Here is a 17,196-nt window from a genome sequence, read left to right as displayed (position 1 = left end):
TTGGGGGTGCGGCGCGGTCAGGCGGTGGCGGGTGAGGGGGCCAGGGTGGGGCTCGCGGGCGAGCGGGGGGCGGTGGGGAGGTCGCGGGTGCGGCCGATGGGGGAGAGGAGGAGGACGAGCGCCGCCAGGGGCACGCCGGCGGTGGTGATCCACAGGGCGGGGCGCAGGCCGAGCGCGGTGCCGAGTGCGCCGGCGAGGAGGGCGCCGAGCGGGATGGTGCCGTAGCTGAGGACGGCCGCGCTCGCGGCGATCCGGCCGAGCAGCTCGGGCGGGCAGTAGCGCTGCTGGAAACCGGACTTGATGACGTTCCCGGCGACCACGCCCGCCGCGACGCTGAACCCGCCGACGGCGTAGCAGAGCACGCCCGCGCCGGTGCCGGTGAGCGGGATGAGCAGGGCGAGCGAGGGCAGGCCCAGCTCGAAGAGGATCATCGCCCGGGCCGTGCCGATCCGGGCGGCCACCCGACGGGCCGCGAACGCGCCGAGGACGCCGCCGCTGCCCGCCGCCGCGATCAGTCCGCCGACGGTGCCCGGGGCGAGCCCGACCTCGCGGACCAGGAAGGCGACCTGGATCGACTGGTAGCCCATCAGCGCCAGGTTGGAGGCGGCGCCGAACAGGGTGAAGGTGCGCATCCAGGGGTCCCCGGCGAGCAGTCGCAGGCCCTCGCCGACCTCGCGGCGCAGATCGCGCTCGGCGGCCGGCCGGGGCGGCGTCTCGCGGTGCCGGATGCGGCCCAGGCAGAGCAGGGACACCAGGAAGGTCGCGGCGTTCGCGAACATGCCGTTGGCGGCGCCCGCGAGTTGGGCGATCAGGCCGCCGGAGCCGAGGCCGGCGATCTGGGCGGCGGAGGCGCTGCCGTGCAGCTTGGCGTTGCCCTCGGGCTGGTCGGCGGGGGAGAGCAGGTCGGGCAGGTAGGCGGTGTAGGCGGTCTGGAAGAAGACGGCGGCGGTGCCGGTGAGCAGGGCGACGGCCAGCAGCAGTCCGACGCTCAGCCGGCCCGCCCACCCGGCGATCGGGACGGCGGCGAACAGCGCGAGCGAGACGCCCGCGGCGGCCAGCATGACCGGACGGCGCCGTAAGCGGTCCACCCAGACGCCCGCCGGTAGCCCCATGACCAGCCAGGGCGCCCAGGAGGCGGCGCTGAGCAGGCCGATCTCGAAGGTGGAGGCGTGCAGTTCGGAGACGGCGATCAGCGGCATGGCGACGCCGGTGACGGAGGCGCCGAACTTGCCGGCCGTCTCGCCGCACCAGAGCAGCCGGAAGTCGCGGTGGCGGCGCAGCAGGCCGCGGGGGGCGGTGGCGTCGCGGCTCACTCGGCGCTCCCCTGTCCGTCGTCGGCGCTCCCTTGCCCGTCGTCGGCGTTCGCGATGCCGCCGGGCCGGTCGGGGCGGCGGGGGAAGGACTGGAGCTGGAGGACGACCGGCAGCGCCGCGGGGTCGGGCTCGGCGTTCTCGTCCGGCAGGTGACGCTGGATGACGGCGAACAGTTCGTCGTTGAGCGCGTGGAGCTGGTCCGGAGTCAGCTGCAGCCGGCTCCAGTCCGAGATGGTGCCGGCGTTGCGCCACTCGTCCGGCCAGTCCTCGGTGATGTAGGTGTTGATCCGGTTGAAGTACTGCCCGACGAGTTCGTGCAGGTAGAGCGAGACCGCGCCACGGGTGTCCGGGTCGTCCCGGAAGTCGGTGGTTTCGAGGCGGTTGGTGACGGGGACGCGCCGCCACCAGCGCTCGCGCTTGGTGCCCCGCCCGGTCTCCTCCTCGATGAACCCGTGCTCGGCGAGGTGGCGCAGGTGCCAGCTGACGGTGCCGGTGTTCTCGCCGAGCCGCTCGGCGAGCCGGGTGGCGGTCGCCGGGCCGTCGAGGTTCAGCAGTTCGAAGATCTTCATTCGCAGGGGGTGCGCGAGCCCGCGCAGGCTGCGCGCGTCGAGCCGGCGCGTCGGCCGTTCGGGCTGGACGGGTTCTTCGGTGGGCATGCCTGGATCGTAGGGTCCAGAGAGTTCTCTGCATAGGGGTGTCTGCAGAGAACTCTCTGGAAGTTTCCCCGAGTTCGGCCTACGGGATGGCGGACCCGGTGTGCCGGGCCAGGCTCTCGCGCAGCCGGGTCAGCCGGGCGATCTCCGCGTCCAGGACGGCGAGCCGCTGCTCGATCACCGGCTCGAAGGTGTCCGGCCCGTACTCGCCGGTGGACGCGCAACTGCGCGGCGGGTCCTCGGCGAGCATGTCCAACCGGTGCGCCCGGCTCGCCAGGTCCTCGACCGTCAGCCCGAGCGCCAGCAGCGTGCGGATCACCCGCACCCGGGTCACCGTGTCCGGCCCGTACTCGCGTTGGCCGGCGGCGGTGCGGACGGGCGGCGGAAGCAGGCCCCGCTCCTCGTAGAAGCGCAGCGCCCGCGGTGTGGTACCCGCGGCCGCCGCCGCGTCGCCGATCCTCATCCGGACCGTCATCCGTCCTCCCCGGGTGCGTCCCGCCTACAGTTCGACGACCATGACGCCGAAGACGTCACCGTCGATCAGCCGGGACAACGCTCCGGGGGCCTGCTCGATGCCCGGCAGGACCGTCATCGGGACGGTCAGCCGACCGGCGCGCAGCCACTCGCCGAGCCGGTCGCACCACTCCGGCTCCAGCTCCGCGTACTGCTGCCCGTCGATGCCGTGCACGGTGACGCTGTGGGTGAGCAGCCGGAAGGTGTCCACCACGGCGGGAGCGTCGGCGCCGCGGCGCGCCGGATCCATCTGCCCGCCGAGCGCCCCGATCAGCGCGAACCGCGCCCCCGGCCGGGCCGCGTCGACGGCCGCCGTCAGCTGCTCGCCGCCGACCATGTCCAGCAGCACGTCGATGCCGTCCGGGGCGGCCGCGGCCAGCCGGTCGGCGATCGGGCCCTCCCCGCGCACCAGCACGGCGTCGTAGCCGAACTCCTCGGTCAGCCGCTTCGCCTTGGCGGCCGAGCCGGCGGTGCCGATCACCCGGCCGGCCCCGAGCAGCCGGGCCATCTGCCCGGCCACCGTGCCGATCGCCCCCGCCGCGCCGGTGACCAGTACGACGTCTCCCTCGCGCACCCGCGCCGCGCGGGTCAGCGCGCCGTACGCGGCGAGGCCGGGGGAGAGCAGGGCGAGAGGGTCGGGGAAGCCGTCGTCCACCCGGGTGAACGCGGCGGCCTCGGCCACCGCGTGGTCGCGCCAGCCGAGCAGGTGGGTGACGAGGTCGCCCGGCCGCAGCGGGCTGTCGGCCGGCGCGGCCAGTACCTCGCCGACCGCGGGCCCGGCCAGCGGGTCGCCCGGCCGGAACGTGAACGGCGCGCCTTCGACCGCGCCGCCGACGAGGGTGCGCAGGCCGGGGTAGACCAGGAAGGCCCGGTTGCGGACGAGTACCTGGTCCGGGCCCGGGGCGGGCAGCGGGGCCTCGGCCAGGGCGAAGGTGTCGGGGGTGGGCAGGCCGTCGGGGACGGCGACGAGGCGGACCTCGCGGGCGGTGGCGGGCAGTGACGGCATGAGCGGCCTCCAGGAGGTGAGGACGTGCGGTGCGTGGACGCTAACCCCTGACGTGCGCGTCAAGGGCAAGCGCGTCACTCCGTGCGCCGCGATCGCCCGGCGGCGGGTTCGGTGATCTTCTAGAGTCGCGTCCGGTACGACCGAATGCCCGTACGACCGCACGACCGAACGGCTTCACCACTGCACCACTGCACCACTGCACGCACCGGCACCACGGAGAGGCAGCACCACCATGACCGAGCAGCAGGCACCCGCGCCCTTCGAGCCCGTCGACGAGGACTGGCAGACCGCCCTGGTGGTCGTCGCCCACCCCGACGACATGGAGTACGGCGGTGCCGCCGCCGTAGCCCGTTGGACGGACCAGGGCAAGAAGGTCGTCTACGTGATGGTCACCAGCGGCGAGGCCGGCATCGACGGCATGGACCCCGAGCAGTGCGGCCCGCTGCGCGAGGCCGAGCAGATCGCCTCCGCCGCCGTCGTCGGCGTCGACACCGTGGAGTTCCTCGGCCACCCGGACGGCGTCGTCGAGTACGGCCTGCCGCTGCGCCGCGACATCGCCCGAGCCGTCCGCCGGCACCGCCCGGACATCGTGATCACCAGCAACTTCCGCGACACCTGGGGCGGGGTCTTCCTCAACCAGGCCGACCACATTGCCGTCGGCCGGGCCACCCTGGACGCGGTGCGGGACGCGGGCAACCGCTGGGTCTTCCGCGAGCTGGTCGACGAGGGCCACGAGCCGTGGAACGGCGTCCGGCAGATCTGGGCGGCGTCCTCGCCCGAGTCGGCCCACGCGGTGGACACCACCGAGCACTTCGACCGCGGCGTCGCCTCGCTGGAGGCCCACAAGGCGTACCTGGCCGGCCTCGGCGGCGGGATGTCGGACGCCCGCGGCTTCCTGGAGGGCGCCGGCCGCGGAGCGGGCACCCGGCTCGGGACGCGCTTCGCCGTCGCCTTCGAGGTCTTCCCGCTGAGGTAGGTCTTAGCGAGCCGAGTCGGCGGAGGGGTTGCGGCGCAGGGCGAGGACTGTGAGGTCGTCGCGCCGGCGGCCGCGGCTGTGGCGGGTGACGTCCTCGTCGACGGCCTCCGGGAGCCGGTCCGGGGTGCGGTCGAGCAGGGTGCGCAACCGCTGCTCGACCGGGTAGAAGACGCCGTCACGGTCCGCCGCCTCGGTGACCCCGTCGGTGAACATCAGCAGCGTCCCGTCGGCGGGGAGGTCGAACCACTGGACGGTCCGCACCTCCCCGGCGAGGTCGGCGAGCCCGAGCGGCACGCCGGCCGCCAGCGGCACGGCCTCCGCGCGCCCGCCGGCGAGCAGGTACGGGGCGAGGTGGCCGCAGTTGACGGCCTGCACGCCGAGGCCGTGGCCGCGGTCCAGGCAGAGCACGGTCGCGGTGACGAAGCGCTCGGCCTCGCCGCTCTGCGCCGCGTACGCGTTGTGCCGGGTGACCGCGTTCTCCAGGGCGAGCGCGACGTCGGTGAGCGCGGGCTCGCGGAAGGCCGCCTCGCGGAAGGCGCCGAGCACGGCGAAGCCGGTGCCGATCGCGGGCAGGCCCTTGCCCTGGACGTCGCCGATGACGACCCGGGTGCCGTACGGCGTCTCGGCGATGTCGTAGAGGTCGCCGCCGACCATGGCGTCCTCCTCGATCGGCCGGTAGCGGCCGTGCAGCAGCACGTCGGAGGTCAGCGCGGGCAGCGGGCGCAGGAGTTGGCGCTGGAGGGCGACGGCGCTCTGCCGCATCCGGTGGAGCTCGCGTTCGCGCCGGATCCGGCGGGCGCAGAGCAGCACGGCGACGGCGGAGGCACCGACGACGGTGGCCACCGTCAGCGCCCGGCCGTTGATCGACTCCGGTGGGAAGAACACCGAGCTGACGATGATGACGGTGGTGACCCAGACCGCCGCACCGACGGTCTGGGCGAGCGTGCCCAGACCGGCCAGCAGGGCGGGGACGAACACCAGCAGCAGCACCAGCCGGGCGTTGGTGCCGCCCGCCGCCTGCGCGCCCAGGACCACCAGGGTGGCGGCGAGCACGGCCAGGACGACGGTCCGGTCGGCGGGCGCCCGGTGCACCTCCCCGGACCCGGGGCCCGGGCCAGTCCTGACATCGGCCATCCTCGCCTCCCAGGTGATCGTTTCCAGGCTCACCGGCCGGTGCGGCCCCCGCAACCGCGCCCGTCCACCTCCCCGCCGTCGCCGGTGCAGCAGGCCGCGGTCCAGCAGGCCGCGGTGCAGCAGGTGGCGGACCGCGAACAGCACGGCGACGGCGCCGAGCGCTACCAGCAGCCACAGCTGGTAGCGCACCGCCGTCCGCCAGACCGTGCCGACGTGGGCGCCGGCCAGGTACCCCACGCTCGCCCACACGCCCACCCAGAGCGCGGCGCCGAGCACGTTGAACACCTGGAAGCGGGGCCACGGCATCCCGGTGGTCCCGGCGACGATGCCGTTGGTCTGCCGCAGCCCGTCGACGAACCGGGCGAGCGTCACCACCTTGCCGCCGTGCCGGGCGAAGAACACCTCCGCGCGGGCCGTCCGCTCCGGCGTGAGCAGCACGTACCGCCCCCAGCGGTGCACGAAGGCACGGCCGCCGGTGGCGCCGATCAGGTGGCCCAGGGTGTTGCCGGCCACCGCCGCCGCGAAGGCGGTCGCCACCACGGCGGCGAAGTCCAGGTGGCCGGTGCCCGCGAAGACCGCGGCCAGCACCAGGACGGTCTGCCCGGGCGCCGGGATCCCGCAGTTGTCGAGCAGCACGAACAGGGCGACCACCGGGTAGCCGTACTGCTCCAGCAGCGGTGCCAGCGCGGCCAGCGGCCCCGGCAGGTCCGCGGCGGGCGGCACGACTCACCGCCCCGGGCCGGACGGGCACGGGGCGGTGGCCGGTGGCGTCAGTGGATCGCCTCGCGGGGTTCGATGTTGCAGTCCGGACCCGGGTAGATCAGGCCGGTGTGACCGTCGTCGAAGCGGACCACGTACGGCGGCTGGCCGTCCGGACCGCGCACCTCGACGATCTCGCCCTTCTGGTCGACCATGCCCACCGCCCGGCTGTGGATGTGGAGCTGGTCACCTACCGCTGCGTGCATGGTCTTGCTCCTCGGGGTTTGTGCGGACGGCGGGGACCGTCGGGCCGGCCGTCGCCGCCTTCCTCTGTCTCCACTGTGCTGCCCGCACGCCCGGCCCGCAACGGCTCGTGGCTCCTGGTTCAGCGCCGGCCGAGCTGCTCGACGAGGTAGCAGCGGACCAGCCGCTTGCACTCGGCGATCATCACCGGATCGCCCTGCGGGTCGTCGCGGAAGGCGAGCTTGAGCACCGCGTCCGCCGCCTCCAGGGCCACCCGCAGGCTGAGCGTGAGGGCCGCCGGGTCGGCCGCCGCGAAGAGTTCGCCGCCGAGCGCCTGGAGCCGCAGCGCGACCGCCGTGTTGTTGTCCACCTCGCTGTCCCCGAAGACCACCCGGCCGCCGAAGTCCACCTGCCCGAAGCCGGGGACGGTGCGCTTCATCGCGACGAACTCCTCCACCGCGAGATCGGTGAACCCGTCCGGGCCGACGGGGGCCTCGGAGCGCAGCCGGTCGTCGAGCCGGTACAGATAGTGGCCGAGGTTGCGGCAGGCGAGTGCTGCGAGCAGGTCCTCCTTGCCCGCGAAGAACTGGTAGAGCGTGCCGATCGGCACCTCCGCGCGCTGGGCCACCTCCTTGGTGGTGAGCGCCGCCGCCCCGGCCTCGTCGAGCAGTGCGGCGCAGGCGTCCAGGATCCGCTCGTAGCGCTCCTGGCTGCGCTGCTGCACCGGCTGCCGCCGCCCGGTGACCGGGCGGCTCCTCGTGTCCGCGCTCATGGGGCCGTTCATGTGGCCACTGTGCCCCATCCGCTGTTCAGCGGGCCAATCCCGGCCGGCCGATCGCGCCGCCCGCCGTCCCGGCCCCCGCTAGGCTCTGCGCTGATCGACAGGGGCAGGGAGAGGAAGACATGGGCCAGAAGATCATCAGGTTCTCGGACCTGACCGGCAAGCACGCGGAGAACGACGACGACCTGGTGCGGATCGTCGTCCGCGAACACCCCGACCTGGTGGACGGCCCGGTCGAGATCGAGGCGCTCCCGGGGGAGCTGGCCGGCGTCACGGGCCTGGCGCTCGACCTGGTGACGGTGGAGCTGCACTACCCCAACGGCGACGAGCCGGACACCGTCGTCATGACCGCCGAGGCCTTCGACCGCCTCGCCACGGCCACCCCGATGGCCGAGGTGCTGCGCGGCGCCGAACGGGCCGTCCGCGCCGTCCCGGCCCAGACCGCCCCCGCGGGCGCGGCGTCCGCCCGGGAGCGGGTCAACTACGCGACCCTCGAACACGCCGGCCGCCCCCACAAGGGCCGCACCACCGACGCCGAGAAGCACCTCGTCCAGCAGCACCTGGACGAGGTCAACGCCCGCCTCGCCGCCGAGGGCACCCGCACCATCGACCTGGCCAACCCCGAACACGTCACCCGCTACGGCCTGGAGTCCCTCGCCCGTACCCGCGGCACCACCCTCGCCTGACTCCCGTCCCACCCCTCGGCGGCCCGGTGCCTCCGCCGGTCCTGCGGATCCCGCCGATCCTGCGGATCCGCTGGCATCCGGGCCGCCGACCATTAACATGAGCAGTCCTCACATTCCTGTGCCGAGGGGGACTGCAGCGATGCCGGACCGTTTCGACCTCCCGGCGGGATTCCGCTGGGGCGTCTCCACCGCCGCCCACCAGATCGAGGGAGCCGTCGACGAGGACGGCCGCGGCCCGTCCGTCTGGGACACCTTCGCCGCCCGCCCCGGCGCCGTCCGCGACGGCCACACCGGCGCCGTGGCCTGCGACCACTACCACCGCTGGCCCGAGGACATCGCGCTGCTCCGGGGCCTCGGCGTGGACGGCTACCGCTTCTCCATCGCCTGGCCCCGCATCCACCCCACCGGCACCGGCCCGGCGAACCCGGCCGGCCTCGCCTTCTACGACCGCCTCGTCGACGCCCTCCTCGCCGCCGGCATCACCCCGCTCCCGACCCTCTTCCACTGGGACCTGCCGCAGGCCCTCGAAGACACCGGCGGCTGGCTGAACCGCGACACCGCCCACCGCTTCGCCGACTACACCGCCACCGTCCTCGACCGCCTCGGCGACCGCGTCCCCGCCTGGATCACCCTCAACGAGCCCTTCGTGCACATGGTCTACGGCTACGCCCTCGGCATCCACGCCCCCGGCCGCACCCTGATGCTCGACGCCCTCCCCGCCGCCCACCACCAACTCCTCGCCCACGGCCTGGCCGCCACCCTCCTCCACGAACGCGGCCACGACGTCCTGATCGCCAACAACCTCACCCCCGTCCGGCCCGCCTCCACCGACCCCGCCGACCTCGCCGCCGCCCAGGCCTACGACGCCCTCCACAACCGCCTGTTCACCGACCCCCTCCTCCTCGGCCGCTACCCCGACCTCACCGCCTTCGGCACCGGCCCCGACCTCCACGGCGCCGTCCACCCCGGCGACCTCGACCTCATCACCGCCACCCCCCTCACCGGCCTCGGCGTCAACTACTACAACCCCACCCGGGTCGGCGCCCCCACCGACCCCGCCCTCCCCTTCACCCTCCTCGACATCCCCGAAGCCCCCGCCCACACCGCCTTCGGCTGGCCCGTCCTCCCCGAGGGCCTCCACGAACTCCTCCTCCACCTCCGCGACATCTACCCCGACACCCTCCCCCCGATCACCATCACCGAGAACGGCTGCTCCACCCCCGAACCCACCGACGACCCCACCCGCATCACCTACCTCGCCACCCACCTCGACGCCCTGGCCACCGCCATCACCGAAGGCGCCGACGTCCGCGGCTACTACACCTGGTCCCTGCTCGACAACTACGAATGGGCCGAGGGCTACCACCAACGCTTCGGCCTCGTCCACGTCGACTTCGCCACGCAGAAGCGGACCCCCCGAGCCTCCTACGCCTGGTACCGCGACCTCATCGCCACCCACCGAGAGCGGAGTGGAGCGGGCGACAGTAAGCCGGGAGTGCCCCCGACTTCACTGCACCACCGGCCACTCGGGGTAGTCGGCGACGGCTCTGGCGAACGAGGGTGAGGGTGCCCATGTGAAGGCCGGAGCGCAACGGGGTGGGCGGGGCGGGCTCAGGTGGGGGTGGGGTGGGGGTGCGAGCGGTCGCCGGTGCGGCAGCTGGCCGTGGGCGGTCGGTTCCAGGCCGAGGAACCCGCGAAGGAGGTCCGGGGTGACGGGTGCGGTGATCCAGTCGTGGTCGGTGTTCATCGTCTTGGTCAGCTGATCGGTTTGTCGGGATGCGGGTTCGCGGCGTGTCGCACGGTCCGGCGCGCGAAGAGGGCGATCCGCGCCGAGAGGGCCTGACGGGTCGCCCTACCGGGTGGCGAGCCCCGGCTTCCGGGTGGTTCATATGACTGATTTACCGGCTTGTCCGCGTCGCTCTGTCGGGCGTGTCGGCGGCCGCGGGCGAACGTGGGGCCGTTGCGTACTCATCGACCGATCGACGCTCCAGGGGCCGCCCGGTCCGATCGGCCGGCACGGAGGGCTGGATCGCCATGGTTCGGACGTGGTCGGGATACCGGCGGAGACGGTGCGCGTCCTTCGTGGCCGCACTGCTGACCTGGGGAACGGTGGTGCTCGCCGTACCGCCGGCGGTCGTGGCCGATCCGGGCCCGGCCGACGGCCGGACGGCCGCGGCTGCCCGGGCCGCTTCGCCCGCGCCGATGGCACCGCGGGCGAAGCGGGCCGTCGAGGTCGACGTGACGACCAACGTCGCCGGGCCGACCAGCGGGTCCGCGGGCCAGGGGTTCACCTACACGGTGACCATGAGCAACAACGCGCTGACCGCGGCCGACGGAGCGCCGTTCACCGTGACGCTGCCGGCCGGCGCGACGAACGTGGCGGCGACCTGCTCGGCCGCCGCCGGCGCCGCCTGCCCCGCCTCGCTGACCGTGTCGGACAGCCAGGTCTCGGGCACGGCGGTGAGCCTGCCGCACCTCGGGGTGCTGACGCTGACCGTGACCGGCCGCTTCGGGGCTCCCTCGTCATCGTCGGTGACGGCGTCCTCCCACATCGACCCGCCGCCGGGGGCCACGGACACGGACCCGAGCTCCAACGACAGCTCGGTCAGCACGACGGTCAGCAACCAGATGAGCCTGCGGGTCACCAAGTCCCAGTCGTCGACCACGATCCTGCCGGGCCAGCCCAACACCTACACGGTGACCTTCAGCAACGAGGGCAGCGGCTGGGCGGACGGTGCGACGATCCGCGACTACATGAGCGCGTCGAGGTCGCTGTACACGTCGTACGCCGTGCACATCGTGTCCTGCGACGGCACCGGCGGTGCGAGCTGCCCGTCGTTCATCATGGACACCACGGCCACCAACAACACCATGATCTTCTCCGGTCCGGCCGGGGCGTTCCCGCCGGGTGCGACGCTGACGGTGGTGATGACGGTGGACCCGTCCGGTCCGGAGCCGGAGTGCTCGTCGGCGCCGACCGCCGACATCGTCGGCAACACCGCCAACTTCTTCACGCCGAACGGTGTGACCAACACCCTGTCCAGCCAGGCGTTCGTCTCGGCCACCGGCCTCACCCCGAGCCGGTGCCCGCAGACGGACATCTCCGTCACCAAGACGCAGAGCAACACGCAGATCCTGCCGGGCATGCCCAACACGTACACGGTCACCTACCGGAACAACGGCCCGAACGCGGCGGACGGCTCGACCATCCGCGACTACCTGGAATCGACGCAGCGGATCTTCACCTCCTACGCCGTGCACATCGTGTCCTGTGACGGCACCGGCGGGGTGAGCTGCCCGTCGTTCATCCAGGACACCACGGCCGGCAACAACACGATGGTCTACTCCGGCGAGCTGGGCGCGTTCCCGCCCGGCGCCGCGCTGACCGTCGTCATGACGGTCGACCCGACGGGCGCGCCCACCACGTGCAGCAGGAATCCGACGGTCGACATCATCGGCAACACCGCACAACTGTTCACCGCCAGGCCGCTGGTCAACACCGGCGACAGCACGGCGTACACCAGCGCGACCGGGCTGACGCCCGAGCCCTGCCCGCAGACGGAGATCTCCGTCACCAAGACGCAGGCCAACACGGTGATCCTGCCGGGCATGCCCAACACGTACACGGTCACGTACGAGAACAAGGGGCCGAACCCCGCGGACGGGTCCACGATCCGGGAGTACCTCAGCTCGCCGACGACCCTCTTCCGCTCGTACGCCGTGCACATCGTGTCCTGCGACGGCACCGGCGGCGCGTCCTGCCCGTCGTTCATCCAGGACGGGACGATCGGCGACAGCCAGCCGGCCTACTCCGGTGAGCTGGGCGCGTTCCCGCCCGGCGCCAAGCTGACCGTCGTCCTGACCATCGACCCGGCCGACCCGACCCCGCTGGCGGCCTGCCCGAACACCGCCACGATCGTCGGCAACAACGCGAACTTCTTCGTCCCGACGACGATGGTCAACACCGGAAGCAGCTCCGCCGGCACCACGGCGACGGCCCCGTGCGCGGACATCGCCGTCAACAAGGCGGTGGAGCCGGCCGCGGTGCAGGCCGGAGAGGCCGTCACCTACACCATCAAGGTCTCCAACGGATCGCCGCAGACGGCGAGGACGGTGGAGTTCTCCGACCCGCTGCCCCCGGCCACCGCCTTCGTCCACGGCTCGGCGACCTGCGTGGCGAACTCGCCCGCCTCGGTGTGCGGCCCGGTGACGTTCGACCCGGTGACCCGCACCGTGACGTCCACGATCCCGCAGATCGGCGCCGGACGGGACTTCGTCACCATCACCGTCACCGGCACCGCCGGACCGATCCCCGGCACCTACCCCAACACCGCGACCGGTCAGTCCTCCACCGGTCCCGACGCGTTCCTCGACGCCATCCCCGCCTCGAACGAGAGCACCGTCTCGCTCCAGGTCTTCAACACGGCCTCCACCATCACCGTCGTCAAGCAGCTCACCGGCCTGCCCGCCGGTGGCCTGCCCGCCCCGCTCACCTTCACCGGAACGGTCACCTGCGGCACCCAGGCACCGCAGACCTGGCCGGTCACCGTTCCGGCCGGAGCGAGCGGCGCCACCGCCGCACCGCTCACCTTCTACGACGGCCAGCAGTGCACCATCACCGAGGACCCGCCGCCGACCCCGCCCGGCGGCCTGCACTACACCGGTCCGACGGTGATCAACCCCACCGTCATCGACAGCCTGGGGCCGCAGGCAGACCAACAGGTCATCAGCTCCACTCCGCTGGGCGACAACGCCGTCCTGAGCCTCACCAAGGAGGTCGACCGGGCCACCGCGACCACCGGGGACACCGTCACCTACACGTACGAGGTGGCCAACACCGGCACCGTCCCGGTCACCGGTCTGAGGATTGACGAGAGCGTCTTCACCGGCAGCGGCACCAAACCCGCCCCCGTCTGCCAGAGCACCGACCTCGCCCCCGCCGCCGCCACCACCTGTACGGCCACCTACACCGTCACCGCGCAGGACGTGACCGCCGGATCGATCACCAACACCGCCACCGCGACGGCCACCGCGGCCACCGGGCCCGACCCGGTGAGCAATGAGGCCACCGCCACCGTGGGCACCGTCACCGCGCCAGGCATCCTGCTCGCCAAGAGCGTCTCCCCGACCACCGTCGACCGGGCGGGCACCGCCCTGTCCTACTCCTTCACCGTCACCAACACCGGCGGCGTCACGCTCACCGACGTGCACATCAACGAGACGGCGTTCACCGGCTCCGGCGGCGCGCCCCTGGTCGACTGCCCGGCCGCCGCGCTCACCCTGGCACCGGGCGACTCCGTGGTCTGCACCGCCGTCTACACCACCACCCAGGCCGACATCGACGTCGGCACGATCACCAACACCGCGACCGCCGCCGGCCGGGCGCCCGTCGGCTTCGAAAGCCCCGTCTCCGCCGAGGTCCGCGCCACCGTCACCGCATCCGCCGCGCCCGCGCTCAGCCTGACCAAGACCGCGGGCTCCGCCGAGACGCCGCCGGTCGAAGGCAGCACGGTGACCTACCAGTTCCTCGCCACCAACACCGGCAACGTCACCCTCACCGGACTCGGCGTCCAGGAGACCGCGTTCAGCGGCCACGGCACCCCGCCGACCATCACCTGCCCGCCCGAGGCGGCCTCCCTCGCCCCAGGCGTCGCCATCGCCTGCACGGCCACCTACACCGTCACCGCGCAGGACGTGACCGCCGGATCGATCACCAACACCGCCACCGCGAGCGCCACCGGCCCCGGCGGCCAAACCGTGTCCGACGATGCCACCGTCATCGTCCACCCCGCCCAGATCACCCCGGCCCTGACCCTGGTGAAGACCGCGTCCCCGGCGACCGTCCACCGGGCGGGCGACACCGTCCACTACACCTTCACCGTCACCAACACCGGCAACGTGGCCCTCACCGATGTGACCGTGACCGAAACCGCGTTCAACGGCCACGGCACCGCGCCGACACCCGTGTGCCCGGCGGCCGACACCGCCCGACTGCTCCCCGGTGGGACGGCGACCTGCACCGCCACCTACACCGTCACCGAGGCCGACCTGTGGGAGCAGCGGATCGAGAACACCGCGACCGCCACGGGCCACGCCCCCGACGGTGCGGCCGCGACCTCGCCCGGCTCCACCGCCCAGGTGGCCGTGGAGCCGCCCAGCCCGAGCCCGAGCCCGAGCCCGTCGCCCAGCCCCTCGTCGTCGCCCAGCCCGTCGCCGAGTCCGTCGCCGTCACCTAGCCCGTCGCCATCGCCGAGTCCGTCGGCATCTCCGACGCTGCCGAGTCCGTCGCCGTCGCCCAGCCCGTCGGCATCTCCGACGTCACCGAGCCCGAGCCCGTCGCCCAGCCCCTCGTCGTCGCCGCCACCGAGCCCGTCGCCGTCGCCGAGTCCGAGCCACCCCGGCCCAACCCACCCCGGTCCGAGCCACCCAGTCCCGCCCCACCCCGGTCACGCGCTCGCGGACTCCGGCGCGGCCATCGCGCCCGTGCTCGGATACGCGACACTGGTCCTGCTCGCCGGAACGGCCCTGGTCCTGTCCGTCAGCAGGCGACGCCGCTGACGACGGTCTACCTGTAGACCACGGCGCCCGCCCCGCCCCGGGGCGGGCGCCGTCCTTCGCCGTCGCCGCGTTGGTCGTCCCACCCGGGCATCGCGCCAGGTTCGCCCCCGTCTGAAGCAGTCACGCACAGGATCCTCGTGTTGAGGCCGACCTGTGGCAGGCCGCGCACGAGGCCGGACAGTATCGGCTCCGACAAGGACCACAGCAACCGCCTTCACGTCGACCTCACCACCCAACGCCGCACCCCGAAGGCCTCCTACACCTGGTACCGCGACCTGATCGCCAGTCAGAGAGAGATGCGGGGACACGGTGCCGAGTGACTTCCGCAGCGTGATGTGGGCTGGCCGGTGATGTGCTGTGGAGAGTCCGTCGCGATACCCGATCGCCCCAACTTCTGGGCCATCTCCGACCGGGTATGTTGATCGCCGCCGTACTGTTTGATGGAGGCCGCCTGATGCTGCAACTCGCACTTTCCGTCTCCTTCTGGGAGCAGTACGAGCAGTTGGAGAAGCACGTCCGCTCCGGGGTGCGGAAGGCGGTAGTCAAGTTTCAGCAGCTGAGCGCCGCGGAGCTCCACCAGGACAAGGGCCTGCACCTGGAGTCTGTCGAGAACGCGAGGGATCCCCGGCTTCGGACCATTCGCATCACCGGGTTCTGGCGAGGCGTTGTACTTGCACCGGACGATGGGGGAACGACGTTCCTACTGGTGAACGTGTTGCAGCACGACAAGGCGTATGAGTGGGCCGCGAAGCGGATCTTCAGCGTGAACTCGGCGACCCGGGGGCTGGAGGTGCGGAACGTCGAGGCCATTGAACAGATCACACCGCTTCTGGAGCGGGTGGCCGCCGACGCGCCGCATCGACTCTTCGACGCCTACTCGGACACGGTGCTGCGTGACCTGGGTATCGACAGCGCTCTTCTTCCGGCGGTGCGCTCGCTCACGGATCAGGCTCAGCTTGACGCCTTCGTGCCGGTGTTCCCTGAGGACCAGTGCGAGGTGCTGCAGTACCTCGCTGAAGGAATCTCCCCAGAGGAGGTATGGAACGACATCGTCTCGCAGCGACGCCCGGCCGACCCCGGGCCACTGGACTCGCGCGACGTTTCCACCGCCATCTCGAACACCGCCAGCCGCATCGTTGTGGTGGCCCGACCGGACGATCTTGAGCACATGCTCTCCCAGCCGTTCGCTGCTTGGCGTGTGTTCCTGCACCCCCGGCAGAGGCGGGTTGCGTACCGCGACTCCTACGCCGGTCCGGCCCAGGTCTCCGGCGGCCCCGGAACGGGCAAGACGGTCGTCGCGCTTCATCGTGTGAAGCACCTGCTGAGCCGGCCGCGGGCGGGCAGCCAGCCCGATGTCCTGCTGACCACCTACACGAACGCGCTCGCCGCGATCCTTCGGGAGAATCTGTCACGGCTGCTCGAGGACCCGGCGGCACTTGCCCGCGTCGAGACCGGGACCGTCAACTCCCTGGCGTTCAAGGTCCTGCGCGAGCATTCCGGCCGTGTTCCGCGCGCTCTTGACGACGGTGACGAGCGCAACCGGTGGCGGGCGGTCGCCAAGGCGCTCGGCCTGCCCTGGTCCGGTGAGTTCCTGATGCAGGAGTACCGCCACGTCATCCTCGCCCAGGACCTGCTCAGCGAGGAGCAGTACAGCGCTGCGGAGCGCAAGGGGCGGGGCGGCCAGCTGCCAACGGCGAAGCGCCCACTGCTCTGGCAGGCGGTGGAGGAGTTCACCCGTCAGCTCGACGCGGAGGGCCGCAGCACCCAGTTGCGCCTGTGCGCGGAGGCGGCCCGGGTGCTGCGGGCGGCGGGGTCCGGTATGCTCCGGTACCGCCACATCGTGGTCGACGAGGCCCAGGACCTCCACCCTGCCCAGTGGCGCCTCCTGCGCGCGGCGGTCGCCGACGGGCCGGACGACATCTTCCTGACCGGCGATCCCCACCAGCGAATCTATGACTCCAAGGTGTCCTTCGCGGCACTCGGTATCCCAGTCGCGGGGCGGAGCTTCCGGCTGCGGCTCAACTACCGGAACACCGAGGAGATCCTCCGCTGGTCCGGATCGGTGCTGTCCGAGCGGCCACTGGACGACCTTTCGGGCGACCAGCCCGACGGAGGCCTCGCCGACTACACCTCGCTTCTCCACGGAGCCAGCCCGACCGCCCACGGCTACGTCTCGGAGGAGGCGGAGCTGGCCGCCTTGGTTGACCGCGTCCAGCAGTGGCTGGCCGCTGATGTCCCCTCGTCGGAGATCGCCGTGTGCACGAGGTTCCGGCAGCTCGGGGTCGAGGTGGTTTCCCGTCTGAGGGCAGCGGGAATTGACGCCGTGCTGCTGAAGGACGGTCCCGGCGCCGACGATGCTGGCGTGCGCGTGGCCACCATGCACGCCATGAAGGGGCTGGAGTTCCGCTGCGTCGCCGTGCTCGGCGCGTCGGACTCGGCGCTGCCGTTGCTGTCGGCGGTCACTCCGGAATCCGTCGACCCCCTCCAGCACACGACCGACCTCCTCGCCGAGCGCTGTCTGCTGTTCGTCGCGTGCACCCGGGCGCGGGATGCCATGGCGGTCAGCTGGAGCGGCGCTCCCAGCCCGTTCCTCGCGGATCTTGTGCGCGGGGAGGAAGAGGTCTGAGTGGCCGG

At 72.6% G+C, this 17,196-nt stretch carries 12 protein-coding genes; 5 read left to right on the top strand and 7 right to left on the bottom strand.

All coding sequences use genetic code 11. From position 1 onward, the window contains the following. Positions 1 to 17: 17 nt before the first annotated feature. The 4 genes from ACFU74_RS03000 to ACFU74_RS02985 all read right to left on the bottom strand — a co-directional run bounded on the left by ACFU74_RS03000 (position 18) and on the right by ACFU74_RS02985 (position 3,485). Positions 18 to 1,313, bottom strand: coding sequence for an MFS transporter (locus ACFU74_RS03000; RefSeq protein WP_380750820.1), 1,296 nt, complete (start codon positions 1,311 to 1,313; stop codon positions 18 to 20). Then, positions 1,310 to 1,969, bottom strand: coding sequence for an ArsR/SmtB family transcription factor (locus ACFU74_RS02995; protein ID WP_380750817.1), 660 nt, complete (start codon positions 1,967 to 1,969; stop codon positions 1,310 to 1,312). The genes ACFU74_RS03000 and ACFU74_RS02995 overlap by 4 nt, the downstream gene beginning before the upstream one ends. Before the next feature lie 79 nt (positions 1,970 to 2,048). Then, complete coding sequence (locus tag ACFU74_RS02990; RefSeq protein WP_380750861.1) at positions 2,049 to 2,429, bottom strand: MerR family transcriptional regulator; 381 nt, start codon at positions 2,427 to 2,429, stop codon at positions 2,049 to 2,051. A gap of 36 nt (positions 2,430 to 2,465) precedes the next feature. Continuing rightward, positions 2,466 to 3,485, bottom strand: coding sequence for an MDR family NADP-dependent oxidoreductase (locus tag ACFU74_RS02985; RefSeq protein WP_380750814.1), 1,020 nt, complete (start codon positions 3,483 to 3,485; stop codon positions 2,466 to 2,468). Between the two features lie 232 nt (positions 3,486 to 3,717). On the opposite strand from ACFU74_RS02985, the gene ACFU74_RS02980 reads away from it, so the two are divergent. After that, positions 3,718 to 4,461, top strand: coding sequence for a PIG-L deacetylase family protein (locus tag ACFU74_RS02980; protein WP_380750811.1), 744 nt, complete (start codon positions 3,718 to 3,720; stop codon positions 4,459 to 4,461). A gap of 3 nt (positions 4,462 to 4,464) precedes the next feature. On the opposite strand, the gene ACFU74_RS02975 is transcribed toward ACFU74_RS02980, so the two are convergent. The 3 genes from ACFU74_RS02975 to ACFU74_RS02965 form a co-directional block, all read right to left on the bottom strand. Further along, positions 4,465 to 6,318 carry a SpoIIE family protein phosphatase gene (locus ACFU74_RS02975; protein WP_380750808.1) on the bottom strand — a complete coding sequence of 618 codons (1,854 nt, stop codon included), beginning with the start codon at positions 6,316 to 6,318 and terminating at the stop codon, positions 4,465 to 4,467. Positions 6,319 to 6,365: 47 nt separating this feature from the next. Continuing rightward, on the bottom strand, positions 6,366 to 6,560 hold the full coding sequence (locus tag ACFU74_RS02970; RefSeq protein WP_380750805.1) for a DUF1918 domain-containing protein: 195 nt from the start codon (positions 6,558 to 6,560) through the stop codon (positions 6,366 to 6,368). Positions 6,561 to 6,679: 119 nt separating this feature from the next. Then, on the bottom strand, positions 6,680 to 7,309 hold the full coding sequence (locus ACFU74_RS02965; RefSeq protein WP_380750803.1) for a TetR family transcriptional regulator: 630 nt from the start codon (positions 7,307 to 7,309) through the stop codon (positions 6,680 to 6,682). Positions 7,310 to 7,440: 131 nt separating this feature from the next. Between ACFU74_RS02965 and ACFU74_RS02960 the strand changes: the two genes are divergently transcribed. From ACFU74_RS02960 to ACFU74_RS02945, 4 genes are all read left to right on the top strand, one after another. After that, entirely contained in the window at positions 7,441 to 8,004 is a 564-nt protein-coding gene (locus tag ACFU74_RS02960) for a hypothetical protein (RefSeq protein ID WP_380750800.1), read from the top strand. 139 nt (positions 8,005 to 8,143) lie between these two features. Next, positions 8,144 to 9,568, top strand: a complete 1,425-nt coding sequence (locus tag ACFU74_RS02955; RefSeq protein WP_380750797.1) for a GH1 family beta-glucosidase — start codon at positions 8,144 to 8,146, stop codon at positions 9,566 to 9,568. Positions 9,569 to 10,086: 518 nt separating this feature from the next. Continuing rightward, positions 10,087 to 14,562 carry a DUF5979 domain-containing protein gene (locus ACFU74_RS02950; protein ID WP_380750794.1) on the top strand — a complete coding sequence of 1,492 codons (4,476 nt, stop codon included), beginning with the start codon at positions 10,087 to 10,089 and terminating at the stop codon, positions 14,560 to 14,562. Between the two features lie 454 nt (positions 14,563 to 15,016). After that, the gene (locus tag ACFU74_RS02945) at positions 15,017 to 17,188 is read left to right on the top strand and encodes a UvrD-helicase domain-containing protein (RefSeq protein ID WP_380750792.1); all 2,172 of its coding nucleotides are present in this window, start codon (positions 15,017 to 15,019) and stop codon (positions 17,186 to 17,188) included. Positions 17,189 to 17,196: the final 8 nt, after the last annotated feature.

This window comes from Kitasatospora sp. NPDC057500, from assembly GCF_042802195.1.
GTDB lineage: Bacteria > Actinomycetota > Actinomycetes > Streptomycetales > Streptomycetaceae > Kitasatospora.
Note: the sequence above shows the minus strand (reverse complement) of the source record. Positions and strands in the feature narration are given on the sequence as shown.

What these genes read in the sequence shown, in the direction of transcription:
- ACFU74_RS02945 (WP_380750792.1), top strand. Translation starts at nt 15,017, where the DNA reads ATGCTGCAACTCGCACTTTCCGTCTCCTTCTGGGAGCAGTACGAGCAG.
- ACFU74_RS02960 (WP_380750800.1), top strand. Translation starts at nt 7,441, where the DNA reads ATGGGCCAGAAGATCATCAGGTTCTCGGACCTGACCGGCAAGCACGCG.
- ACFU74_RS02980 (WP_380750811.1), top strand. Translation starts at nt 3,718, where the DNA reads ATGACCGAGCAGCAGGCACCCGCGCCCTTCGAGCCCGTCGACGAGGAC.
- ACFU74_RS02985 (WP_380750814.1), bottom strand. Translation starts at nt 3,485, where the DNA reads ATGCCGTCACTGCCCGCCACCGCCCGCGAGGTCCGCCTCGTCGCCGTC.
- ACFU74_RS02965 (WP_380750803.1), bottom strand. Translation starts at nt 7,309, where the DNA reads ATGAGCGCGGACACGAGGAGCCGCCCGGTCACCGGGCGGCGGCAGCCG.
- ACFU74_RS02990 (WP_380750861.1), bottom strand. Translation starts at nt 2,429, where the DNA reads ATGAGGATCGGCGACGCGGCGGCGGCCGCGGGTACCACACCGCGGGCG.
- ACFU74_RS02955 (WP_380750797.1), top strand. Translation starts at nt 8,144, where the DNA reads ATGCCGGACCGTTTCGACCTCCCGGCGGGATTCCGCTGGGGCGTCTCC.
- ACFU74_RS02995 (WP_380750817.1), bottom strand. Translation starts at nt 1,969, where the DNA reads ATGCCCACCGAAGAACCCGTCCAGCCCGAACGGCCGACGCGCCGGCTC.
- ACFU74_RS02970 (WP_380750805.1), bottom strand. Translation starts at nt 6,560, where the DNA reads ATGCACGCAGCGGTAGGTGACCAGCTCCACATCCACAGCCGGGCGGTG.